This window comes from Mesorhizobium sp. BH1-1-4, from assembly GCF_020165665.1.
In the GTDB taxonomy this organism is placed as follows: domain Bacteria; phylum Pseudomonadota; class Alphaproteobacteria; order Rhizobiales; family Rhizobiaceae; genus Mesorhizobium.
In genome coordinates this window covers 34181-58889 of sequence record NZ_JAIUIN010000022.1, presented here as the reverse complement: position 1 = coordinate 58889, position 24709 = coordinate 34181, and the positions used below count along the sequence as shown (strand labels likewise).

Here is a 24709-nt window from a genome sequence, read left to right as displayed (position 1 = left end):
GGCGTTGGATACGACGCAATTGTGTTTAGACGAGTTCGTTAACCATATTACATTAGTGCTGGTTGAAATAGTGCGTGGGCGATTCCTGGCGGGGGAATAGCTGGTTTCGAAGGGGTGGAAATGTCGCGTCGGGTTGCAGCTGTTTTTGCTTTTGTAACGCTCGCTACGGGAAGCGTCCTGTTCGCCGGTTCCGCGGCTTTTGCACAGGCGACGCAGTGTTCCTGCCTTGCCGCCACGCCGGTCTCGGGAAGCGTGGTCGGCCAGTTGACCCACGTTCAGGGTGACGTGCAGATGTCACAGGCTGGTGGTTATGCCGGCGTGGAGACAGAAGCGCCCGTCTATTCGGGCGCACGCATCATGACAGGGGCGCGGGCTTCGGCTTCGCTGGTCGTGGGCACCAATTGCGCGTTCGACGTTCCGGCGAACGTGACTGTCAAGGTGGATCCCGTCGAAGGTGGGATGTGCGTATCGTTCGAAGCGCCACAGGCCGCAGTCGAGCCGGCCAGTTCCGAGCCTGGCGTTCTGCCTGTTCTCCTTGGCGCCGGTGCGATTGGCGGCGGCGCGGCACTTATTCTCGGCTTGCAGGATGACGATGACGCCGTCAGCCGTTAGTCGGCCCCAGCGTTCCTGTACTGCGTAAGCTTGTGAAATGCGTTATTCGCCGTCACGCGGGTGATGCATTTGTACTTTGTCGAGGCAACGGCGCGGCTGTGCCTCCATGCAGACAGAAACATCAATGATCGACCTGCATTCCCATATCCTGCCTGGTCTCGACGATGGCTCTTCCAGTCTGGCTGAATCGCTCGAGATGGCGCGATTGGCGGTGGCCGATGGAACAACGCACATGGTGTGCACGCCACACGTCATGCCCGGTGTGTACGAGAACGGCACGACAAACATTGTCCAGGCAGTAGAGCTGTTGGCCCGCGAACTGGCTCGCGCCGGCATCCCGCTTGCCCTGTATGTCGGCGCCGACGTTCATGTTTCGCCCGATCTGCCTGACCGGCTGAAGCTCGGCAAGGTGCCGACGTTGAACCGGTCACGGTATTTCCTCTTCGAACCGCCGCACCACATCTTGCCGCCGCGCCTCGAGGATCTCGCTTCCCGCCTCATCGGCGCCGGCTATGTTCCGATCCTTACCCATCCTGAACGGCTGACCTGGATCAAATCGAACTATGACATGATCGAGCGGTTGAACGCATTGGGCTGCCTTATCCAGCTCACGGCGGATTCTGTCATAGGAGCCTTTGGCCGGACCGCCCTCTACTATTCGGAAAGGCTGCTCGACGAGGGCAGGGTGGACATCATCGCATCCGACGCCCACGGCCTGTCCAGGCGCCGGCCGGGCCTTTCCCAGGCTGTTGTCGCCATCGCAAGTCGGTGTGGCGAAGATGAAGCTTACAATATGGCGGTGAAACGCCCGGGCGCGATATTGCAGAATCAGTTGCTGGCGCCCATTGGAAAAGTGAGCACCAAGAAATTGGGTGTCGGCGGTGCGGGCCGTTTCGGCGGATTGGGTCGGCTGTTCAAGAGCGGGTCTCTGTGATGGGCATTTTCGATCTTGCCAGAAACAATGCAGTCATGCCGGTGATGGTCGCATTGCTTGCGCTCTCTGCTTGCGCCAGCTCTTCTTCGACATCATCGACGAGTTCCGTCGAAGCATTGCAGCCGGCATCGTCTCCGACAGCCCTTGCCAGCGGTGGCGCCTTGCAGGTGGTGAAGGACCTGCCGGCACCGCAAAACACGCAAAATGGCAGCGAGCAGCCGCTGTCCGCCAACGACGTGCTGGAAGTCAGCGTTTTCCAGGTCGACAATCTGAACAGGACCGTCCAGGTCGACGCCGGCGGGCAGATTTCCCTTCCGCTTATCGGCACGATGACCGCGGCAGGCAAGACCGTTCGCCAGCTCGAGAAGGAAATCGAGACCGCGTATGGCGCAAAATACCTGCAATCGCCTGACGTAACGATTTTCGTGAAGGAATCGATCGGCCAGCGCATTACCGTCGACGGCGAAGTCAACAGGGCTGGCATCTATCCGGTGTCAAGCAGCGCTTCCTTGCTGGATGCGATCGCGCTCGCCGGCGGCTTCAACGCCGTCGGCGATGCCGGCAAGGTCTTTGTCTATCGCAATTTTGGCCAGAGCAAACTGGTCGCCAACTACAATGTCGAGGAAATCCGCGCAGGCAAGAATCGCAACCCGCGCATCTATGGCGGCGACGTGATTGTCGTTTTCGCCTCGAAGTCGAAAATCGCGATGAACAATCTGAAGGAAGCCCTGGGCCTCGCCTCGAGCGCGGCCCGCATTGCGGTCATTCCGTAAGACAGGCACGGCCGGCCACGGACAAACCCAGGATCACCTTGCGCCATGCTCGATCGCAACAGGCAGCCCCAAATTGCCGGCCCCGGACACGGCCAAGCCCTGTCCGCGGATCTCTATTACGATGGGGCTCAGAACTATAGTCCGTATGGTCGTGACTATGCCGCCCAGGACGAGGGCTTCAATCCGCTGCGTCTTCTCTTCTATGTCGTCCAGTATCGCTGGCTGATCGTCATGATGGCGGTGGCGGGCCTCGTCGCCGGCGTCATCGTGACGATGATGCAGACACCGAAATATCAAGCCACGACGCAGCTGGAAGTCCTGGTCCCTTCGGCAAAGGTCTTCCAGGACATCGAGGTGGTTTCCGAAAACAGTGACGTGCGGGCCTTCCTGACTGCCCGGGAGAAGCTGAAGAGCAGGGCCTTGGCCCAGCGTGTGGTGTTTCAGCTTGGCCTTGCCGAGAAACCGGACTTCCTGTTTCCGACCCCGAGTTTTTCGATCAGCAATATCTTCTATCGCGCCTTCGGAATTTCCAAATCGCCCTCGATCCAGGAAAAGACCCCTGAAGAGCGGGAGGCGGCGGCGATCAAGCGTGTCCTCGACGACCTGACGGTCAATCTGGTGACGAACACCAGCCTGTTGTCGATCACCTTCGTCGACCAGAAGCCCAAATATGCGAGCGATGTCGCCAATCAGGTCGCGCAGAGCTTCATCGATCAACGTCTCGACCAGACCAGCGAGACGTCGGATATGGCAAGGCAGTTCATTCAGGAGCAGGTCCTGCAGGTCAAGCAGAAGCTGCAGAAATCCGAGGAGGAACTGGTCGCCTATGCCAAGGATGCGGGCATCACCGTCACCGGCGGCGACAAATCGCTCATCGGGTCGAACATCGAGGCCCTCAACACAGCACTCGCGACTGCGATCCAGGAGCGTCTGGATGCCGGGCGCATGGTAGACCAGGTGGACAAGGGGCGCGGCGCCAGTCTCGGTCCGGTTCTGGAGAGCGAAGGCCTGCAGAAGCTCAGTGAAAAGCTGGCGGACCTCACAAGCCAATACCAGCAGAAATTGGGCATACTGAAGCCTGGCTTTCCGGAAATGCAGCAACTGCAGTCGCAGATCAAGGAATTGCAGCGGGTCTACAACAATGGCGTGCTGGCGATTACCGATTCGCTGCGGTTGAAATATCAGGAAGCTCAGGACAAGGAAGCCGACCTCAAGGCCAAGCTCGCGGAGCTGGAAAAGCAGCAGATCGTCTTCAACGACAAGAACATCAAATACACGATCCTCAAGCGCGAGGTCGATTCCAACCGCTCGCAATATGACGGCCTCATCGCCAAACTGAACGAAGTCGGGGTAAGTTCGGAGCTCAAGACGCAAACCGCTGCCGTCGTCGATTTCGCGACCCGGCCGCTGAGCCCTTATTCCCCTCGCCTCAGCATCAACCTTGCCATCGCCTTGGCGCTCTTCATGGCCTTGAGTGCGTCGATCATCTACATCGTAGAATTGCTGAACAACACCTTCACAAATCCGGAGCAGGTCGAAAAAGAGCTTGGACTGGCCATGCTCGGCATCCTGCCGCTTGTCGACGACCGGGAACTCGTAGCCAGCATAGCCGATCAGAAATCGGGGCTTTCGGAGGCTTGTCGTTCGCTGCGGACATCGCTGCAATTCTCCGGAGCGGAAGGGGCGCCGCGTTCGCTGCTGGTGACCAGCTCCGAACCGTCGGAAGGCAAATCGACCACCTCGCTCAAGCTCGGCCAGGACTTTGCCGCGCTCGGTGCAAGGGTTCTGCTGGTCGACGGTGATCTGCGCAAACCGAATTTGCATCGGCTGTTCGGCCTCGACAACGCGATCGGCTTGAGCAATCTCCTGACGAACACCGTTCGCAAGGAAGATCTGGCCGGCATCTTCAGAGCGACGAAATATCCCAACGTGACTGTCCTGACGTCGGGGACGATACCGCCGAACCCGGCGGACCTGCTCTCTTCGCCGAAAATGGCGCTGATCATCACCAATCTCGGCAAGCGCTTCGATCTGGTCATCATCGATGCGCCGCCGGTCGTCGGCCTTTCGGATGCGCCGATCCTCAGCCGACTTGCCGAAGGCACGTTGATGGTCATTTCCACCAACCAGGTAACCCGCAAATCAGCCAAAACGGCTCTGAAACGACTGCGGGCGGCCGGGGCGAATGTCATCGGGGCCGCGATGTCGAAATTCCAGGTGAACAAGTTCGATTACAACTACGCCTACAAATATATGAACTACCAATATTACCAATACGGTACCCCGAAAATTGAGGGCAAAGTCGATGGTGGAGCAGACCAGCCCGCGCATGCAAAGTCTCCTGCGTTCAGGCGTTTGGTTCGTCGCCTCCGTTCTGGTGTTGATGGCTTCGTCGATCGGGCTAAGTCGTCTTCTTGAAACCGCGGCGCCCAGCGTCTCTCTCGCGCTGGATCCGTTGAACGTGGATGCCTTGATAGGCGAAATCACGGGCCAACTGAATCAAACGAACGACCATGCCGATCTCCAAGGGTTGGACGCAAAGGCACGAAATGCGCTTCGGTTCGATGTCGCGGATGCGCGCCTCTATAGCCTGATCGGTGAGATCAAGTACCGCCAGGGCGAAACGGATCAGGCGTTCGAGTTCTTTGATCGGGCGCGAATGCTGTCCAAGACCGAAATACACGCGTTGCGGAGATCCATCGACCGGTCCGTCGAGGCGGGCGACCTGGTAAGGGCCGTGGCCGAGATCGATATCTTGCTGCGCCGGTGGCCTGATCAGTTTTCGGCCTTGGCTGCCGGCTGGCCGGCTATTCTCTCCAATTCCCGGGGATACAGGGCCGTGCTCGCCGCCATCCGGGCGGAAGCTCCGTGGCGAGGCAAGCTGTTCTCGACCCTTGGCCAGAACCCTCAGGGCTTGGCGGCCGCGAACCAGTTGCTGCTGGATCTCGCGGGGTCGTCGGCTCCTCCAACCTCCAACGAATTGTCGGCCGTGATCGATGGCTATATCAAGCAGAAGCAATATGGCTCGGCCTATCGGCTCTTTCTTTTCAGCCTGTCGGATGAGGAGCGGAAACTGGGTGGGTACATTTTCAATGGCGGCTTCGAACCGGTCCACAGCGGCAAGCCATTCGACTGGGTGGTACATGACCGCTCGGGTCTGGAGATCACTTTCGCCGGATTGCAGGACGCGGGTGAAAGCGACCGCGGAGCGACGCTTCGATTTCTGAACACGCCCGTCAAGAACGCGGCGCTTCAGCAATTCATCGAACTGCCTCCGGGCTCCTACAGGATTTCCCTGAACGCTTCGGCCACGAACCTTAAACTGCCAAAGGATTTGTTCTGGTCGCTCAGATGCATCGACCCATCACGCGAAATGGCGCGCTTCAACATCCCGGATGGCACCTTCAGCAGGCGAAGCCTGAGCCTCGACTTCACGATTGAACCGGCGGCGTGCCCGATGCAGTTGCTGAGACTGGAAACGGCGGCGATCGCCGAGAGTTGGCGGTTTCGATATGTCGGGACGTTGGTCATGCACAAATTGAGCATCGAGAGAATATCGTCGTGAGAGAACGGTCGCGACGACCCGCGGAGTGGGACAAATATCTGCTTGGATCTGTCCTCTTTCTGTGCCTGCTGATCGGCGGCGGCACCGCGAGCGGCCTCTACACCGAGACGCTGATCGAGATCGCGGCGATCGTCGCCGCGGCGGTCATTCTCTCGCGACCGGCTCAACAGGCCATTCCTCGCGCTATCTTGTGGTTGCTTGCTCTTGTGGTGGCGGTGTTTTGTTTTCAACTGATGCCGCTGCCAGCGACCCTGCTCGAGGGTTTGCGGCCCGGCGTGCTGCTTGCGGATCCATGGCTGGATGGCGCGACACCGTGGCGCTTCGTCAGCGTCGGGGTAGGGCGCACCATCGAGTGCATGCTCTATTTCATTGCCGCCGCCGCGTTCTTCCTCGGCGTCCTGCGCCTGCGTGCCGAGCAGGTCCATGGTCTGCTGCCGTTCTTTTTCATGGGAGTGATCTGCAATGGCCTAGCGGCGGCGATCCAGTACTCGCTCTCCGATACCGTTGCCATCGAGGGACTGCTGCCGTTTACGATCAATGCGGGTCTCTTTGCCAATCAGAACCATTTCTCGGCCCTGCTTTTCGTCTCCATCCCCTTCGTCGTTTATTACGGCCTGTTCCGCGGTCACCTCCTGTCAGGAGCGCTCGGATTGGTAACACTCCTGCTGCTTCTTCTGGCCGCCGGCTCGCGGGCCGGCATTCTGATCGGGCTGGCGATCACCGCCATATCCGTCGTCTTCCTGTCGGCCCGCTCCAAGGTTGGTGGCTATGGCATCCTGGCTGTTTTCATCGGTCTTTCGATCTACACGATCGGCGCCTGGGCAAAGATCGATGTGAAAGTCGTCGACCCGGAATTCGGAAGGGCCGAATTCGCTCGGACCACGATTGAGGGAATTGAACAGAACTGGGCCACCGGCGTCGGATTTGGATCCTTCCAGAAGGTTTATCAGATCTATGAAAAAGGCAGCATGATCTTCAAATCCTATGTAAATCATGCGCACAACGACTATCTGGAACTGGTGCTGGAGGGTGGCGCGCCAGTTGCCTTGCTGATGGTTGCCTACGCGGTGCTTCTATCGGCATCGTCCTTCAGAATTCGTGGAGAACCGTTGCAGAAGGCCGCTTTCCTGTCGATATCATTTCTGCTCGTTCACTCTCTCGTCGACTATCCCTTGCGTACCGCCGCCCTGGCAATGACGTTCGCCTATTTGAATGCTATTGTGTTTCACAGCGGTTTTGCCAATCGGCTCAACCAGAGGAACGAAATGGCCAGGGCCTCCCGCCATGACGATGACAATCTGCTTGTCCCGGTCAGGGCCTCGGCCTCGCCGAGGTAGGATAGGGCGGATTGGGACGGAAGGGCCGCTCGATGGCCGCTATCCGACATGGCCAACGCGTTTGTCCCGTGCCGCATTGACAAGCCAATGCATGAAACCTAAGCACGGGCATTCAGGGCCGGGGGGCTTTGGCATGTCGAGGAGAGCTTCTTGAAAGGAATTATCCTTGCTGGAGGCAGTGGAACGCGTCTTTATCCACTAACATTAGCAGTCTCTAAGCAAATTCTCCCCATCTACGACAAGCCGATGATCTATTATCCGCTGAGCGTGCTGATGCTCGCGGGCATCCGAGAGATTCTGATCATTTCGACGCCGCGTGACCTGCCGGCTTTCCAGGGGTTGCTGGGCGACGGGTCGGATTTCGGACTGGCGCTGTCCTACGCCGAGCAGCCGCGGCCCAATGGTCTCGCGGAAGCTTTCATCATCGGCCGCGATTTCATCGGCAAGGACAGCGTGTCGATGATCCTGGGCGACAACATTTATTTCGGCGACGGGCTGTCGCAGCTTTGCCGCGCCGCGGCAGCGCGCCAGACGGGCGCTTCAGTGTTCGCCTACCATGTCGAGGATCCCGAACGTTATGGCGTGGTGTCCTTCGACAAGGCAACCGGAACCGCGCTGACGATCGAGGAGAAGCCGCAAAAGCCGAAGTCCAACTGGGCCGTCACCGGGCTTTATTTCTACGACAATGCCGTCGTCGACATCGCCCCGACCATCCGCCCATCGGCGCGTGGCGAGATCGAGATCACGGCGGTCAACAACGTCTATCTCGAACGCGGCCAGCTCCATGTCCACCGGCTGGGTCGCGGCTATGCCTGGCTCGATACCGGCACACATGACAGCCTGCACGAGGCCTCCTCCTTCGTGCGCACGATCGAGCATCGCCAGGGCATCAAGGTCGCCTGCCCGGAAGAGATCGCCTTCGAACAGGGCTGGCTGACGGCGGAGATGGTGCTGGAGCGCGCGACCCGCCTGGGCAAGAACGAGTACGCCGCCTATCTGCGCCGGCGCGTTGCCGATCTGTCGGAGGGCTAGATGCTGGAGATAAGGTCCCTCGGCATCGACGGGGTGCTGGAAATCGTTCCCAAACGTCACGGCGACGCCCGCGGTTTCTTCATGGAAACCTACAATGCCGAGCGCTTTTCGCAGGCCGGCATCGACCTGGTTTTCGTGCAGGACAATCATTCCTATTCCGCCGCCGCCGGCGTTTTGCGGGGGCTACACTACCAGCTCGCGCCGCGCGCCCAGGACAAGCTGCTGCGGGTCGTCAGAGGCAGCGTTCTCGATGTCGCGGTCGATATCCGCCGCGCCTCGAAAACCTTCGGAAAATGGGTCGCCCTCGAAGTGTCGGCCGACAAGGGCAACCAGATCCTGGTGCCGAAGGGCTTCGCGCATGGCTTCGTCACGCTCGTGCCCGACACCGAGGTGCTGTACAAGGTGACCGACACCTATTCGCCCGAGCATGACCGGTCGATCCGTTTCGACGATCCCGCCATCGGCATCGAATGGCCGTCGCTGGCCGGCGGGTTCCAGCTTTCCGACAAGGACCTCAAGGCGCCGGCGCTGGCCGCAGCCGAGGTGTTCGCCTGATGGAGCGTGTGGTGAATAAGGACGGCGGCTTGAATTTTCTGGTGACGGGCGGTGCCGGCTTCATCGGTTCGGCGGTATGCCGGCATCTGTGCGCCAATCCGGCCTACCGGGTGACCAATCTGGACAAGCTGACCTATGCGGGCAACCTGGCCTCGCTGAGGCCGATCGAGAATGCCCATAATTACAGCTTCGCCCAGGCCGATATCTGCGACGACAGGGCGGTGCTCGATATCCTGCGCCGCCACGACATCGACATCGTCATGAACCTTGCCGCCGAGAGCCATGTCGACCGTTCGATCGATGGACCGGGCGCCTTCATCGAGACCAACATCGTCGGCACCTACAAGATGCTCAATGCCGCGCTGGAATACTGGCGCGGCCTGTCCGATGACAGGAAGAGCCGCTTCCGCTTCCATCACGTCTCCACCGACGAGGTGTTCGGCGACCTGCCTTTCGACGGCGGCATGTTCGTCGAGGAGACACCCTACGCGCCGTCCTCGCCCTATTCCGCCTCGAAGGCGGCCTCGGACCATCTGGTGCGCGCCTGGCACGAAACCTACGGCCTGCCGGTGGTGCTGTCCAACTGTTCGAACAATTACGGTCCCTATCATTTCCCCGAAAAGCTGATCCCGCTCGTCATCCTCAACGCGCTCGACGAAAAGCCGCTGCCGGTCTATGGCGCCGGCGCCAACGTGCGCGACTGGCTGTTCGTCGAGGATCACGCGCGCGCCCTGGAACTGGTCGCCACCAAGGGGCTTCAGGGCGAGAGCTATAATGTCGGCGGCAATTCGGAACGCACCAACCTTGCCGTCGTCGAGACGATCTGCGACCTGCTCGACGCCAGGCGTCCGCGCGCCGGCGGCAGGCGCTATCGCGAGCTGATCTCCTTCGTCACCGATCGTCCCGGCCACGACCGCCGCTACGCCATCGATGCTTCCAAGATAAGCCGCGAACTCGGCTGGACGCCCCGGGAGGATTTCGACAGCGGCCTTGCCAGGACCGTCGACTGGTTCCTCGACAACGAATGGTGGTGGGGGCCGATCCGCGAACAGCGCTATGCCGGCGAAAGGCTGGGTGAAGCCCGCAAGGTGGGCGCATGAGGCTCCTCGTCACCGGGCGGGACGGCCAGGTCGCGGCGAGCCTGCTGGAGGCCGGCCAGGCGCGCGCCGGCGTGGAGGTCGTCGCCATCGGCCGTCCGCAACTCGACCTCGCGAAACCCGAGACGGTCGTCGATGCCATCACCGCCGCCAAGCCCGACATCGTCGTGTCGGCCGCCGCCTATACCGCCGTCGACCAGGCCGAGGACGAGCCCGATCTGGCCTTTGCGGTCAACGCGACCGGCGCCGGCAAGGTGGCCGAGGCAGCGGCGCGACTGGGCGTGCCGGTCATTCATCTGTCGACCGACTATGTCTTCGACGGAACCAGGGCCGACGCCTATGTCGAGACCGACCCGACGGCGCCGCTCGGTGTCTACGGCGCCTCCAAGCTTGCCGGCGAACAGGCTGTGGCCGCCGCCAATCCACGCCACCTGATCCTGCGCACCGCCTGGGTCTACAGCCCGTTTGGCAAGAATTTCGTGAAGACAATGCTCAGGCTCGCGGCCGACCGCGACGAGATTTCGGTAGTGGCCGATCAATGGGGAAATCCCACGTCCGCCCTTGATATCGCCGACGCGATCCTGCATGCGGCGACCATGCTGCACCGCAACGACGCCGCCGCCTTCGGCACCTATCATCTGGCCGGCACCGGCGAGACCAACTGGAGCGGCTTTGCCCGTCATATCATGGACACAAGCGTGAAGTTTGGTGGTCCTTGGGCGCGGGTACGGGATATCACGACGATGGACTACCCAACCAAGGCGCGCCGCCCCGCCAATTCCCGGCTTTCAAGCGCGAAATTCGCTGATGTGTTCGCATGGACGGCGCCCGACTGGCGGGAGTCGACGGGGGAGGTGGTGCGGCTGGTGGTAGGCGAGACCAAACAGGCGCTGACCGTATGAACAAGCACCCTTCGGCGGAAAATCTGCAGGACGCGACACCTGGCGATCAGGTGGCGCCGAAAACACGCAAAGCAGGGCCACAGGCTGCCAAGCGCACCTGCATCATGGTGCTCGGCATGCATCGCTCGGGCACCAGCGCGCTGACGAGGGCAATCAGCCTGCTCGGCGCCGAACTTCCGAAAAACATGCTTGGCGCCAATCCGACGAATCCCGCAGGCCATTGGGAGCCGCTGCGGTTGATAGAACTCCATGATCGAATGTTGGCCGAGGCGGGAAGTAGCTGGGATGATTGGCGGGCGTTTAACTTAAACGATCTCGGCGCGCCACGCCTGCGCTTTTACAAGGCCGAAATCGCGCGACTGATCGATGAAGAATACGGCACTGCGCCGCTATTTGTCCTGAAAGAGCCGCGTATCTCACGTTTTGTGCCGCTGTATGCGGAAATTTTGAAACGCATGCATATCGACGTCCATTACGTGCTGACCGAGCGAAATCCACTAGCCGTGATCGCTTCGCTGGAAAAGCGGGGCAGGTTCACTCATGGCTTCAGCGCCCTGTTGTGGTTACGTCACGAATTGGAGGCAGAGTACGCGACACGCGGGGAGTCACGGGTCTTTTTGTCGTACGAGAGTATGATCGAAAACTGGCGCTCTGGAATGGAGAGAATGACTAGCGCTCTTCAGATGGAATGGCCCCAATCAATCAGCAGTGCAGAGTCGGGTCTTTCAACGCATTTTTCGGCGGCGCATCAGCATCACGCCGCGAGTAGAGAGCGACTCGAGGCTGACCCACGCACTACAAGATGGGTGAAAGACACGTATGGCGCGCTGATGACGCTTGAAGGCAGCCCCCATCACGCCGGCGCCACGGCACAGCTTGATGCTATAAGAGATGCTTTCGATCGTGTCAGCCCTGTATTTGGCGATGCCTTCTACGGAGAGATTGACGCTCGCTGTCGAGAATCTGCTCGGGTTGGCTCGCAAGCACAGAACCTTGCGGATGAGCGGGGTGTCAAGGTTGGCCAACTGGCAACTAGGGTGGAGGGACTTCTCGACGAAGCTATATTAAAAGACGAACAGATATTACAACAAGAGAAAGATATTCATAAATTAAAAGAAGATCGTGAATCGAATCAATATAAATATGCGAGCGAACTCGAAAAACTTCGAGTTCAAGTGGCAAGGATGGTGGATGAACGGCTCCGTACACGAGATGCAGTTAGAAATTTGCCGGCTATGGCAGATGTCTGCGTGGAACCGGAGGTTGCCAGCACGAATCTCGCCGCGCGGGACCGCAGCATCATGGCTCTGGAGCATGAAGTGCGAGAGCGCGATCAGACGATAGCCAGGTTGGATCGCGAGATTGAGGCGATCCACAGCAGCCGGATCTGGCGTTGGGGATCTACCATGCGGGGGCTCGGGTCATTTCCGACAAAGGCGACTTTCTATGCCGGACGAACCGTTAAGTTGCGCGCGCTCCATCATTTGGAAGAAGTGTCATCACTAGCCGATGAGTGGATAATTACTGGTGACGATCCGCAATTCGAACTCCTCTGGCCAGGCTCCGAGCCATTGCCTCCTGGTCACTATCGGCTCAGTGCGCGTGTGCCAGCCGAATGGGATGCGTTGACTGACATGCACCTTTATGTCGACAGCGGCAGGGGATACAACGAAATTGAACGAATCAACCTGCGGTTTTGTTCAAACGGCAAGGGATTGGCTACGGCGACTTTTCCGATAAGCGTTCCAACCTCCAAGTTGCGTTTCGACCCAAGCGCCCGTCGCGGCCAGATCACGATCGGCCGCGTACGGTTGCGCCTACTTGGGGGGATCGAATATTATGGTGGGCTCATCGGAATGATTGCTGTTCGCCACGTCAGGGCTCCGCGATCTCTCGGGCAATCGGCTATGCGTGCCGCGAAGATCTTGAGAGAAGGAGGCCCCCGGGAATTTGCCGCTGCCCTTCGGTCTGCGGAGGCACGAGGTGCGTTCGGCAGTGTCACTTATGAAGGTTGGATTGCGGTTCACGATACGCCAACGTCACATGACATCGCAGATCTGCGTCTGCAATTGGCTCAGCTCGAAAACAAGCCCCTCATTTCGGTGCTTATCCCCGTATACAATACGCCCGAGCAGCTCCTGCGAGAAGCGATCGAAAGTGTCCGCGCCCAGATTTATGAGAACTGGGAGTTATGCATTGCGGACGATTGCTCAACGCAGCCGCATGTGCGGAGCGTTTTGAAGGAATATGTAAAACTTGATGCGCGCGTCAAGGTCGTCTTCCGGGCGGAGAATGGTCACATATCGCGGGCATCCAATTCCGCCCTGGAAATTGTCTCCGGCGAATGGGTTGCTTTACTTGACCATGATGATGTTCTGCGACCGCACGCGCTGGCAGAGGTAGCGCTGGAGCTAGATCGCCATCCCGACGCCGAACTAATCTATAGTGACGAGGATAAGATCGATTCCGAGGGCAGGCGCTATGATCCCTGTTTCAAGCCGGACTTCTCGCGGGAGCTTTTCCGCTCACAGAACTATCTAAATCATCTCACTGTGCATCGGACGGAAAATATCCGTGCGATCGGCGGCTGGCGCCCCGGCTTCGAGGGCAGCCAGGATTACGACCTTAATTTGCGTATTTTCGAGCGTGTTGCCCGTGAGAGAATTCGGCACATTCCGAAGGTGCTCTATCATTGGCGCGCGGTGGAGGGCTCGACCGCGCTTGATGGTTCGCAGAAGAGTTACGCCTACATCGCTGGATTGCGTGCGCTGGAAGAACATGTCGAACGCATGAGGCTGCCGGCAAAGGTTGAGCAAGCGCCGGACACCCCCTGCTATCGTCTTCGGTTCTCGGTGCCCGAGCCGCAGCCACTTGTGAGCCTCGTCATTCCAACACGGGACAGGGTGGACCTCTTGCGCGGCTGCGTTACGTCCATTCATGAAAAGACCACTTACAAGAATTACGAGATTCTCGTGGTCGACAATGGCTCTGTCGAACAGGAGACGCTTACATATTTCAATGAGCTGAAAAAAACGACCAATATCCGCGTGCTTCGCTATGACAAGCCATTCAATTATTCAGCGATTAACAACTTCGCTGTTCAAGAGGCGAAGGGGTCCATCATTGGTTTGATAAACAATGACATTGAAGTGATCGCGCCCGACTGGCTCGCAGAAATGGTCTCCTGGTCTGTACAGCCAGATATCGGGTGTGTTGGCGCGAAGCTCTATTATGCCAACGACACCATTCAGCATGGCGGCGTAATCGTTGGATTGGGCGGTGTGGCGGGACATGCGCACAAAAATTTCTCTCGCCATCATCCTGGATACTTTGCCAGGTTAAAGGTGGTGCAGAATCTCTCGGCCGTCACTGCGGCTTGCCTTCTAGTCCGAAAAAATGTGTTCGACGAAGTCGGAGGTCTCAATGAGGTCGACCTGACTGTTGCCTTCAACGACGTCGACCTTTGTCTGAGAGTACGGGAGGCTGGCTACTCAAACGTCTGGACACCCTATGCGGAACTTTACCATCTCGAAAGTGTCTCTCGCGGCCTTGAGGATGCTCCTGACAAAGTAGCGCGTTTCAGTGCTGAAATCGAATATATGCAAGAGAAATGGAAAAAGGTCATAGAGCGTGACCCATTTTATTCGCCAAATCTAACAAGGGCGCGCGACGATTTCTCACTGGGATGAGAAGAATATGAAGAAGAGTTATTTCATCATGGAAAATGAAACAGTTGAATTAAGCAGATACGATATTAAGAAGGAGCACAGCGGGTTGCATTGGCGAGAAACTTACAGCAATTGATTTGTGGTGCGCGGAATGAATATTAGAGATCGCGAATACAAAGTAGCAGTCCTTGTGCCATGCTATAATGAGGCTTTGACTATATCCGATGTATTCGAGGGTTTTCGATCAAATCTGCCGGGCGCGGAAATATACATATATGACAATAACTCAAGCGACGGGACATATGATATAGCCGTTCGAGTTGGAGCGATAGCGCGTAAGGAAAAGAGCCAAGGTAAGGGGAATGTAGTAAGGCGAATGTTCAGCGACATTGACGCTGATATTTATATTATGGTCGATGGCGACGGCACCTATGACTCGTCGGTGGCTCGGCGCCTGATTGATGAACTCTGTGCTGGCCCCTATGACATGGTGAATGTTGCGCGAGTGCCGGAGAATTCCGGCGCATATAGAAGTGGCCATAAATGGGGGAACAAGCTCTTAACGGGCCTCGTTCAGCGGATCTTCGGCGAGGCAACTACCGATATGTTATCAGGATACAAGGCGTTTTCGCGGCGCTATGTCAAATCGTTTCCGGCGCTGTCGAGCGGATTCGAGATTGAAACCGAACTCGTGGTTCATGCGCTCGATCTGCGGTTGCCTCAATCAGAAATCATAGCACCCTACCGCGAAAGGCCGGTCGGTTCTGCAAGCAAGCTGCGGACCTACAGTGACGGTTTGCGGATACTCCGCTTGATCGGTTTCCTGGTGAAGGAAGAGCGGCCGCTTGCATTCTTCTCAATTGTCGCGGGCATCTTAGGGCTGCTCTCCCTGCTTATCGGCGGACCCGTCGTTGTCGAATTCATGAATACCGGCCTCGTACCACGCTTGCCGAGGGCGGTTCTTGCCACGGGCATCATGGGCGCTGCTTTGCTCTCGCTTTCGAGTGGTTTCATTCTTGATACCGTTACTCGTGGCCGGCGTGAGGCCAAACGCCTAGCCTATCTTCGATATCCGGCGCCGTGATGCACAGGATACTCATGCGTGCTAATCATCTGGGACAACGCGTTAGGAAGCTCCCTGATTTCCTTGGCGTCGGGGCCCTTGGATTTATGGTCGACGCCATGGTGTTCTTTGGTGCGACTCTCGTCTTCTCCACTCAATATTGGGGCGCGCGGATCATTGCCTCCGCTGTTGCAATCGCCACAACTTGGGCAATCAATCGGGTCGCCACCTTCTCGATGTGGCGTGTATATCCCCCGTTTTTCGAGTTTTTGCGATATCTATCGGTGAGTTGCATCGGAGCGGGAGCCAATCTTGCGCTGATGTCCGCAATTGTTCCCTATGACGCAGCTCTTAGGCACGTTCCCGCTTATTGCGCAGGTGCGGCTGTTGGGTTGGTGATCAATTTTGTTCTTTATAACACGCTTGTTTTTCCTGGTAGTAGAAAGGCTTAGTGGCAGACGCCATGATTTGCGGAAAAAATTATGAATAAACACGGCGAAAAGGTTGAGAATATCGACTCGATTTATTATCGAGACGGCGTAAAAAACTCGATATCAATGCGGCTGCTGAAAACGGCGCGTATGTCAATCATGAATTTGTTCATGAGAGAGTTGGACCCGGATGAATATTCACGGATCTTGGATATAGGCGTTTCTGACGACGAGAATGATGGAGCAAATTTCCTTGAGAAGCACTATCCGTGGCAACACAACATCACCTGTGTAGGTCTTGGCGATGGGAAGGAAGTCCTCTCCAATTATCCGAAGGTCCGGTTTAAGCAGATACGTGCCGGAGAACGGCTGCCTTTTGAAGATAAAAGCTTCGATATCGCCTGCTCTAATGCGGTAATAGAGCACGTAGGGGGGCCTGCGCAGCGGACTGCATTTATTTCCGAGCACCTAAGGGTTGCAAAAAAGGTCTTCATCAGCTTTCCCAATCGATGGTTTCCCGTCGAGCATCATACTGGACTACCGTTTATACACTATAGTCCTGGATCGTTCAGGTGGCTCCTGAAAGGAACGAAGTATGACTATTGGGTTAATCCCGAAAATATGGATTTTCTGGATAAAAGAACTGTTATGATGGACTGGCCTCGTGATAAAATGGTGACGTCAAGGATATTTAATACTGGAATTAATTTGGGACCTTTTAGTTCGAATTGTGCTATTGTAGTAAAATGACCTGATCGTGCCGCCGAATTGCAGGTCACCTATGTCGAATGGGCGAAATATAGTGAATAGAGATGCTGTGAGGCTGTGGATGCGGGACTGGTGGGCCACCAGTTGGACTGACGAGCAAACCGGGTGGATACTCCTGATCGGGCTTCTGGCAGTTGCTGCCGCTTATGTCGGACTGGCGCTCACGCCGTCGCACTATGCGATGGGGCTGCGGTATCTTGGCTCGGATGCAAGCCCGTTATTCCTCTCGGCTCGCCCCATCCGATCGGATGAATGGATCGTCCTGACGCCGCTATTCCAAACCGCGGTCCGCGGCGGCTTTTCAACCTTCAACCAGATCTCTCCCTATCATGAATCTCTAAAAGGGTTTTGGGCCCTGCCCATTCTGGATTGGTCTCTAGTCTTCAAGCCGCAGCTTTGGGGCTTTTGGATTTTGCCGCCGGCCTATGCGTACTCGCTGTATTTCGCTGTGCTTTGGACGGCGTTCCTGGCCGGGTACACGATCCTTCTACGCCAGTTGGGTGCGGATTTATGGCTTGCGGCGTTCGGTGCCGGGTGTCTCTTCTGCTCCCATATGGTGCAGGTGTGGTGGACGTCGCACGGCGCGACATTTGCTTTCGCTCCGTGGCCGCTAATAGTTTTTTTGCTTCCGATCCGCCCGTGGCTGAAGTTGCCGGTTCTCTTTTGGGCGTGCGCTGTCTGGGTGTTCGGTTTTGTCTACCCTCCTTTCATGGTCCCTGCGGCGTTCTCGCTTGGAATACTGCTGCTTGCCTTCCGGCGGGATATGCTCACACCAGTGCATGTGCTCGTCGCGGTTCTGGCGGCCGTCTGCCTCGGGATCAGTTTTGTTTCGTATTTCGGGGATCTCATCCAGACTATGCGGGCTACTGTCTATCCGGGAGGGCGGAGCACGTCCGGCGGTGGCGTCGACGAGATGAGGTTACTTGCCTATCTCTTCCCATTCTTCACGACAGCGCGCTTCTCCCCACTTCTTGCAGCCAGCAACGAGTGTGAGGTCGCTGTCGTTTCAACCCTCCTGCCCATGACGATCCTCTTTTTTGGCAGTTATCGGTCATTTGCTGAAACCGTCAGAAGCAACCTCGCCCCTTTCTGCATAGTGGGTGTCGGGTTGATCATGATGATGGCCTGGATGACGCTGCCTATCCCTTCCGGTATCGGCAAGGTTCTATTATGGAATAATGTTCAACCCGGTCGCATGGTCTGGGGCTTTGGATTATTGCTTACGATCTCCATGGTAATTTTCGCCTCAAAATTCACTTTTGTGGTTACGAAGCAGCGCGTTATTTTATTTTCGTTGGCAATGATCGCCGTGTGGGTTTTGTCGAAAGTTGGTATTACTCAGGCGTGGCCTCATTCAGACATCAAGACCGTTGAAGCGCTAAAGCGTGGTTATTTTGAATTTATCGCTATGATTCCGTTCATAGTTGGCTCGGTATATTTTCTGTATACTCACGCATCGGCACAACACAATGCCAGAATGTTGTTTTGCGCTGCGTTTATATCTGGCGCGATCACGTTTGGCGCTTTCAATCCATTTCAGCAAGCATTTCCGATTTTCAACATCCCGGAAACGCCTTTTCTGACCTCGCTTCGCGAGCAGGAAAAGACTAATCCTAACGGGTGGGCAGTAGTCCCTGGCATGTACGGCGCCCTGTTTTCCGGTGCGGGGGTACGGGCGATCAATCACACGCTCACTGCACCGAAACTCCAATTCTTCCGGCGAGTGTTTCCCTTGATGCCGGAGCCAGCTTTCAATGATGCGTTCAATCGGTACGCGCATATCGTTCCAGCCGATGTCTTGGAAGCAAATTCGCCCTATCCGGACGTAGCTCAGGTTCCGATAACGCCGTTTAAAAACAAGATACCGGACTAGCGAAGCTGTGTGGCCTCCTGCGACTCCCCAGGGCGAGCCAATCTGGTGAAGGTTCAAGATGCCTTCCGCGAGGTCGCGGGTTGCCATCGGAGCGCCGTGCTGGGCCTGTTGTGGGCGCCGCTCAACCCGCTGTTCGTGCTGGCTGTCTACGCCTTCGTTTTTGGCCGAGTGTTGAAGTCGCGCTGGACAATGCCCGAACAGCTGAATCTACTCACCAGTAGACACCGGTGGTTATGTTCGTTCATGGCGATCAAGGGTAGATCGCTTCGAGCTTGACAGGAGGGATGGTGGTTTTTCCAAATGCAAAGCCAGTGATATATGTTCGCAATTTTGGCGGACTGGCTAACAGAATGTTCCGATATATGTTTGCCGATCTACTCAGCCGGAAAGCGGGTGGATTGGAAGTCGTCGGCTTCAATATACCGGAGTGGGGGCTAGTTTCGTCGAAGCAGGAGATACCAGAAGGGGAAAGTATAACAACGGGCCGTGTCCACAGGGTGGACGTGGACACACTCGCTTCGCGGGTTCTGGCTGGTGGCGTCGAATGGATCGATGTCGATGCCTACGCGATGCGGCTAGAGTATTTTGCCGAGGATCGATTGCGTTTCGCGAAAGTTTTCTCGTCTTCCTTGGGACAACGTGTTAATGAAGATGAGATCGCAATCAGCATTCGGTCTGGAGACATTGTTGATGGTCTTCATCCCGACTACACACCGATTCCCCTTGCGTTCTATCATCGTATTGTCTTTGAGACTGGGTTAAAGCCCGTCTTTGTCGGGCAGACAACCGGGAATTGGTATGCCGACGCGCTTCGGCGCCAATTTGGTGCCGCGCGGTTCGTCGAAAGCGAGCCATTGTCCGATTTCCAGACGCTGCGACGCGCCAAGAATGCCGTCGTGGCAGTCAGTTCATTCTCTTGGCTGGCATCATTCCTGTCGACCGAGACTAGTGAAATCCACCTTCCGGTAGCCGGGTTATTCAATAGTAATCAGCGCCCGGATATAGACTTGTTGCCAAAAACTGACAAACGGTATCGCTTCTACTATTTCCAACCAGAACGTTATGTCGCGAGCGATAGTCAGAGGCGCATACTGACACGCGCTCCGGCTTGGCCAGTAGCGCGGGCTGAGCAAGACGATAGCTACATGGGATTGCATTCAATCTCATCTGGTCCGAAAATCCTTGCCCCCAAAGAAGTCGCGAGCCGCATCCGTGAGGCGGCAGATCAATCCGCACCGTTCTGCTTTGTGCGTTTAGGTGATGGAGAGGGTAGCCTTCTTCAGTTTGAGCCCTCGATCGCGAAGGAGACAGATTTCGCTTACTTCCGGGACCATTTCGGCAACGGAATTTCGCCAGAAACTATACTTTCCGTCCAGGCAGGCCTACGCCGGACAATTGATGCGGCTGACCTAATCGGCTTGCGCGACGACGTCTGGTTGACCACGAATAGTGTAGATTTCTTAGACGAAGACGATCCGGAGTTTTACGTGAGATTCCGCTCTGATTTTCCATTGCGTTCGCGGGAGAGAGAATACATCGATGATCATGGAGCAAGGCGAATATTCCGCCTGTTCCAGTGGGCGCGGGCGTCCTATCCGGTCGGGGTCGAGGCGTGCTCGCAATGGGTAGCTTACGACTTGGCGATCAGTGGTTTTTGGGCGGATTTTCTACGATCCCGGAAGTCGATCACTCTTATCCATTGCTCGCCGTACTTGCCGGCGAAGATTCGCGATGCGGTCGGCACGCATGTCGAAAGCATTTTGGTCCCAGAGAAAGCTGTCCAGCAGGCCCGATGGAGGATTGCCCCATTCGGTATGAAACCGCACTACCCAGACGTTTTCAAGCAAGTATGCGACAAGATCAATACGCCTGCCGAGGGCAAGGTATTCTTGGTTGGAGCGGGACTTGCTGGCAAGGAATATCTGAAAATTATTAGGGATAACGGCGGGATCGCTCTCGATCTCGGCGCCCTCCTTGACGCTTGGGATGGTCGAACGACGCGTCCACAGATATTTGCTCATAAGACAGGCAATCGGTGGGCTCAAGGAGAACACGTTCCACCAGAGTTTTCACTTCATAAGAGTCCATAGCTATCTGACGTGGCTATGCGAAGTTCTGGCTAAAAATCCCTCACCTCAGCAAGCGCCTTCACTTTTCCGCCTACGAGGGTAAGCCTTTTCGTACAAACCCGCTTAATAAGGCTTTCGTCGTGGCTCGCCAGTACGATGATACCTGCCTTGTCCGCCAGTTCGCTCATGCGCCGCTTGGCCTTTTCCTGAAAAGACGCATCGCCAGCGCCAATCCACTCGTCCATCAACAGAATTTCCGGGTCGAGCGCGGTAGCAACGGAAAAGGCCAGGCGCGCGGCCATGCCTTGGCTGTAGGCCTTAAAGGGCACGTCGATGAAGTCGCCCAATTCGCTGAACTCGATGATCTCTTCCATCTTCTTTTCGATCTCGGCTCTCGTCCAGCCATTGATCAATCCCCTCAGAACGATGTTTCGTCGTCCGGTTGCCTCGGGGCGAAAGCCTATGTTGATGTTGAACAAGGCATCCACCTTGCCTTGAATCGATATTGTGCCTCCTGACGGTTGGTAAATCCCGTACAGCACTTTCAGAAGGGTTGTCTTGCCGGCTCCATTTGGACCAACAAGCCCCAATCGGTCACCAGCCCGTAGTTCAAAGCTAACGTCATCGAGCGCTTGCACGACTTGCCTGTTGCCCGAACGTCCTATGTTGCCGCCAAGGACGCTGCGGCGCCTTTCAGTTGCCGAAAGCGTCAGCTTTTCGAACAAGCGATAGGCGAGATTGACATTGCTCAGTTTGATGTAGGTCATGGCAATTCAGGTCAGGAAAACGACGCGCTTGTGATATCGACCCAGCAATATCAGCGCAAGCAGCCAGACAATGAGGCAGACGAGGCCTGTCACCGCGAAGGCGTGCGTTGGAAATATGCCTGTAGTGATCGGATCACGCACTGCCTCAAGGAGATAGGTGAAGGGATTCCAGTGATAGGCATATTTTTGTATCCCACCTTGCCCACTGTAGACCCAAAACACCGGGGTGAAGAACATTCCAACCCGCATCAGGTTGCCGACGATGAATTCGCTATCAGGAAAGAATGCGCCAAGGAACGCAAAGACTGTTATAAATGCGGGAGTTGATAACAGGATAACCAATAGCCCCGGAAACGACTGAAGCCAGTTCAAGCTCAGGCCATAGCCTGCTAAAACCAAAATAAGAATGCAACCTGCCATCGAATAGGCTGCTCGGATGACGCATTGCATCGTCAGTCGCATCACATAGACGAATAATGGTAGCGTGGTTCCTTGAATGAAACTAGCTTCGCGCTGGAAGAGCGACACGCTCATACTGATGATTTCGTTAAGGTAGAACCAGACCAGCATTCCGATCGAAACGTAAGCTATGTAGCCTGGATTGTTGGTGCTGTCGGTCACGAAAACGAAGACGAATGTGCCGACGAAAGCGAAATAGTTGACCAGCATCCAAAGCGGGCCAAGCGTCGTGCGTCTGTGCTGGTCGCCGATGTCTTCATGGGCAAGCGCCACCCAGACCCGGTGCAATTTCATGGCTCTTGAGATGTCGTCAAAAGCGCCGTTTAGTGCCGCAATCATAGCTGGGAGTATCGCAATCTGTTGTTTCGGCGCATTATCTATCGCTCGCCACGGCGAACCACCAAGCACGTCTCTAATAGCCATTTCGATGGGCACATGGCAACGCATTGCGTCGTAACGAGGGCCGGAGCAGAGTCAACTGCGGCAAAATTGGGCACATGCTGGTGACCTAAGGTCACTTATGAGCAACTTCGCAACAATTTTCCGCGAACCGGGCTTCATGCTCCTGTTGACCGCTCGTTCCCCCAAAAAAACATCTGGCTATGCCTCGCACCTCGCAGTATGCGATACAGCACGGTGGGGGCCGGTAATGCTACTTGGAATTGTGCCGGCCACGGATGATGTTCGTGGTCGCTCGCTTTCCTGGTGGTCGTGCCGAAAGCCCGGAGTCTAGTCCCGCCCAATGAATTCCTATCTGGAAGCTGTCTTCGGATTGAGGCCGCAAGTGCGGCGCGCCTTCATCATGGTCCAGGACGTGGTCATGGTCCTGGTGGCGGTGGCGCTCAGCCTTCTCCTGTCGCGGTCCGATCTGTCGTTCGAGGCGCTCTCCAGACAGGGGCTCGTCACCTGGGCCAGCATCGTGGTCATCAGCCATCTGCTGTTCCGCTATTGCGGCCTCTACACCACGGTCTGGCGCTTCGCCTCGACACCCGATTTCTTCAACATCCTGAAGAGCTGCACGATCCTGACGTTCGTGCTCTACGCCGTTTCGTTGCTCGTGCGCTTCTTCCAGCCTGTCGCGGGCCTCAACGAGCGCCAGTTCATCGTCTTCTTCCTTGTCTCCTTCACCATCATCTCGGCGCCCCGGCTGTTCTACCGCTTCCTGCGTGACGGCGCGAGCTGGGGTGTCCTGAACGGCAGGGACGAAAGGGCACGGGCCAAGCAGGCACTGTTCGTCGGGCGGCTGGGCGAGGCCGACCTGATCATTCGTTTCTCGCGTACGGCGGACCCTGCCGACCATACCATCGCCGGCATCATGGCGACCGAGCGCGGCGCTCCGCTGGGCACGCGCATTCAAGGGGTTCCGGTGGTGGCGACCCGGCCGCGCCTGGTGGAGGTCCTGGAGGACTATGCGAACGGCACCAAGAGCCTCGACCTGCTGATCTTCGGCAGCGGCGCCGAGCACGAGATCGAGGAATATTCCGAACTGGTCCGCGTCGCGCGTCAAGGCGACATAGCGGTCGTGCAATTCTCGGGGCTTTCGCAGCTCGGCCAGGAGGGAAAGCTCGTTCTCGATGCCGTCGAGATGGAAACGATCCTGCGCCGCCCCACGGTGCCGTCGGACATCGAGCGCATCGGCGCCTTCGTCGGCGGCAAGCGCGTCCTTGTCACCGGAGGCGCCGGGTCCATCGGGCGGACGCTGGTCAAGCGATCGCTGGAGTTGGGAGCCGAGGCGGTGCTGGTCGCCGACAATTCCGAATTCGGCATCTTCCAGTTGAGCCAGTATGTCGACGAGAAGCACCATGACCGCCTCAAGGTCCGCATCGTCGACGTCGCGGACCGGCGCCAGATGACGCGGGTCGTCACCGAGTTCAAACCAGACATCGTCTTCCATGCCGCGGCGTTGAAGCACGTGCCGCTGCTGGAGGAGAACTGGGAATCGGCCATTCAGACCAATGTCTTCGGCACGCTGGTCTGCGCCGAGGTTGCCGCCAAATGCGGCGTGGGGCAATTTGTCATGGTCTCGAGCGACAAGGCCGTCGATCCGACCTCCGTGCTTGGCATGACCAAGCGGGCCGCCGAACAGATCGTCAGCGCCTTGCATGGCACGCCAGCCGGCGAACCGGGTGGGCGCTGCCCCGCCACCAAGTTCATCGCTGTCCGCTTCGGCAATGTGTTTGGCAGCAACGGCTCGGTGGCGACCATATTCCAGGCGCAGATCGAGGCAGGTGGTCCGGTCACCATAACCGACCGGCGCATGACGCGCTATTTCATGACTGTCGCCGAAGCCGTCGATCTCGTCATCATGTCGGCGGCCGATGCCGCGTCGCGGCCGGCCGACCAGGACTACGCCGTCTACATGCTCGACATGGGCAAGCCCGTGCCGATCCTCGAAGTGGCCGAAACCATGATCCGCATGGCGGGAAAAAGCCCCTATACCGACATTCCAATCCGCTTCACGGGCATCCGTCCGGGTGAAAAGCTGCACGAGACCCTGCACGGCGAAGACGAGGAACTGGTCGAGCTCAGCATTGCCAAGATTTTTGGCCTGAGCACCGATGTCGCGCAATGGTCGGACGTCCAGGCGGCACTTGCCGCGCTGCAGCAATCCATGAAGACCCAGGACAAGGCGGCTTCGCTCACCATCCTGGCCGATCTCGACCGCGCGACGAAGACAAGGGCGAACGCGCGCCATGACGCGGTCCCGAAGACGGCCGGGCAGGCGAGCTGAAGCAATTCCAGGAAAAGTGCGCAGCGGTTTTCCGTCCGGAATTGCGTGGAGGTATGAGATGAGCAATTCCAGG

Annotated in this window: 19 protein-coding genes; 17 read left to right on the top strand and 2 right to left on the bottom strand. The window is 57.2% G+C overall.

Annotation, left to right across the window (positions count from 1 at the left end; all coding sequences use genetic code 11):
* Window positions 1–114 precede the first annotated feature (114 nt).
* From LB569_RS26305 to LB569_RS26230, 16 genes are all read left to right on the top strand, one after another.
* Window positions 115–612 carry a hypothetical protein gene (locus LB569_RS26305; protein ID WP_224694671.1) on the top strand — a complete coding sequence of 166 codons (498 nt, stop codon included), beginning with the start codon at window positions 115–117 and terminating at the stop codon, window positions 610–612.
* Between the two features lie 124 nt (window positions 613–736).
* Window positions 737–1546 carry a tyrosine-protein phosphatase gene (locus LB569_RS26300; protein WP_224694670.1) on the top strand — a complete coding sequence of 270 codons (810 nt, stop codon included), beginning with the start codon at window positions 737–739 and terminating at the stop codon, window positions 1544–1546.
* A complete protein-coding gene (locus LB569_RS26295) occupies window positions 1546–2319 on the top strand; it encodes a polysaccharide biosynthesis/export family protein (RefSeq protein ID WP_224694669.1) in 774 nt (257 codons plus the stop codon). The genes LB569_RS26300 and LB569_RS26295 overlap by 1 nt, the downstream gene beginning before the upstream one ends.
* 45 nt (window positions 2320–2364) lie before the next feature.
* A complete protein-coding gene (locus LB569_RS26290; RefSeq protein ID WP_224694668.1) occupies window positions 2365–4737 on the top strand; it encodes a GumC family protein in 2373 nt (790 codons plus the stop codon).
* On the top strand, window positions 4625–5884 hold the full coding sequence (locus LB569_RS26285; protein WP_224694667.1) for a hypothetical protein: 1260 nt from the start codon (window positions 4625–4627) through the stop codon (window positions 5882–5884). Before LB569_RS26290 ends, LB569_RS26285 begins: the two co-directional genes overlap by 113 nt.
* A complete protein-coding gene (locus LB569_RS26280; RefSeq protein ID WP_224694666.1) occupies window positions 5770–7221 on the top strand; it encodes an O-antigen ligase family protein in 1452 nt (483 codons plus the stop codon). Before LB569_RS26285 ends, LB569_RS26280 begins: the two co-directional genes overlap by 115 nt.
* A gap of 150 nt (window positions 7222–7371) precedes the next feature.
* The gene (rfbA, locus tag LB569_RS26275; RefSeq protein ID WP_224694665.1) at window positions 7372–8253 is read left to right on the top strand and encodes a glucose-1-phosphate thymidylyltransferase RfbA; all 882 of its coding nucleotides are present in this window, start codon (window positions 7372–7374) and stop codon (window positions 8251–8253) included.
* Window positions 8254–8808: a dTDP-4-dehydrorhamnose 3,5-epimerase gene (rfbC, locus tag LB569_RS26270; protein WP_224694664.1), complete on the top strand. Its 555-nt coding sequence runs from the start codon at window positions 8254–8256 to the stop codon at window positions 8806–8808.
* A 29-nt stretch (window positions 8809–8837) separates the two neighbouring features.
* Window positions 8838–9908: a dTDP-glucose 4,6-dehydratase gene (gene rfbB, locus LB569_RS26265; protein WP_224694695.1), complete on the top strand. Its 1071-nt coding sequence runs from the start codon at window positions 8838–8840 to the stop codon at window positions 9906–9908.
* Window positions 9905–10807 carry a dTDP-4-dehydrorhamnose reductase gene (rfbD, locus tag LB569_RS26260; RefSeq protein ID WP_224694663.1) on the top strand — a complete coding sequence of 301 codons (903 nt, stop codon included), beginning with the start codon at window positions 9905–9907 and terminating at the stop codon, window positions 10805–10807. The genes rfbB and rfbD overlap by 4 nt, the downstream gene beginning before the upstream one ends.
* A complete protein-coding gene (locus LB569_RS26255) occupies window positions 10804–14496 on the top strand; it encodes a glycosyltransferase (protein WP_224694662.1) in 3693 nt (1230 codons plus the stop codon). Before rfbD ends, LB569_RS26255 begins: the two co-directional genes overlap by 4 nt.
* Before the next feature lie 130 nt (window positions 14497–14626).
* Window positions 14627–15559, top strand: coding sequence for a glycosyltransferase (locus LB569_RS26250; RefSeq protein ID WP_224694661.1), 933 nt, complete (start codon window positions 14627–14629; stop codon window positions 15557–15559).
* A 14-nt stretch (window positions 15560–15573) separates the two neighbouring features.
* Window positions 15574–15990, top strand: a complete 417-nt coding sequence (locus tag LB569_RS26245) for a GtrA family protein (protein WP_224694660.1) — start codon at window positions 15574–15576, stop codon at window positions 15988–15990.
* Between the two features lie 30 nt (window positions 15991–16020).
* A complete protein-coding gene (locus LB569_RS26240) occupies window positions 16021–16719 on the top strand; it encodes a class I SAM-dependent methyltransferase (RefSeq protein WP_224694659.1) in 699 nt (232 codons plus the stop codon).
* A 79-nt stretch (window positions 16720–16798) separates the two neighbouring features.
* The gene (locus LB569_RS26235) at window positions 16799–18610 is read left to right on the top strand and encodes a hypothetical protein (RefSeq protein WP_224694658.1); all 1812 of its coding nucleotides are present in this window, start codon (window positions 16799–16801) and stop codon (window positions 18608–18610) included.
* A 362-nt stretch (window positions 18611–18972) separates the two neighbouring features.
* Entirely contained in the window at window positions 18973–20700 is a 1728-nt protein-coding gene (locus LB569_RS26230) for a hypothetical protein (RefSeq protein WP_224694657.1), read from the top strand.
* Between the two features lie 29 nt (window positions 20701–20729).
* Here the strand turns inward: LB569_RS26230 and LB569_RS26225 are convergent, their stop codons facing one another.
* Window positions 20730–21446, bottom strand: a complete 717-nt coding sequence (locus LB569_RS26225; RefSeq protein WP_224694656.1) for an ABC transporter ATP-binding protein — start codon at window positions 21444–21446, stop codon at window positions 20730–20732.
* Window positions 21447–21452: 6 nt separating this feature from the next.
* Window positions 21453–22340: an ABC transporter permease gene (locus tag LB569_RS26220; protein ID WP_224694655.1), complete on the bottom strand. Its 888-nt coding sequence runs from the start codon at window positions 22338–22340 to the stop codon at window positions 21453–21455.
* A 307-nt stretch (window positions 22341–22647) separates the two neighbouring features.
* Here LB569_RS26220 and LB569_RS26215 point away from each other — a divergent pair, with 307 nt between their 5' ends.
* Window positions 22648–24636 (top strand): UDP-N-acetylglucosamine 4,6-dehydratase, encoded by a 1989-nt coding sequence (locus tag LB569_RS26215; RefSeq protein ID WP_224694654.1) that lies wholly within the window; start codon window positions 22648–22650, stop codon window positions 24634–24636.
* Window positions 24637–24709 lie beyond the last annotated feature (73 nt).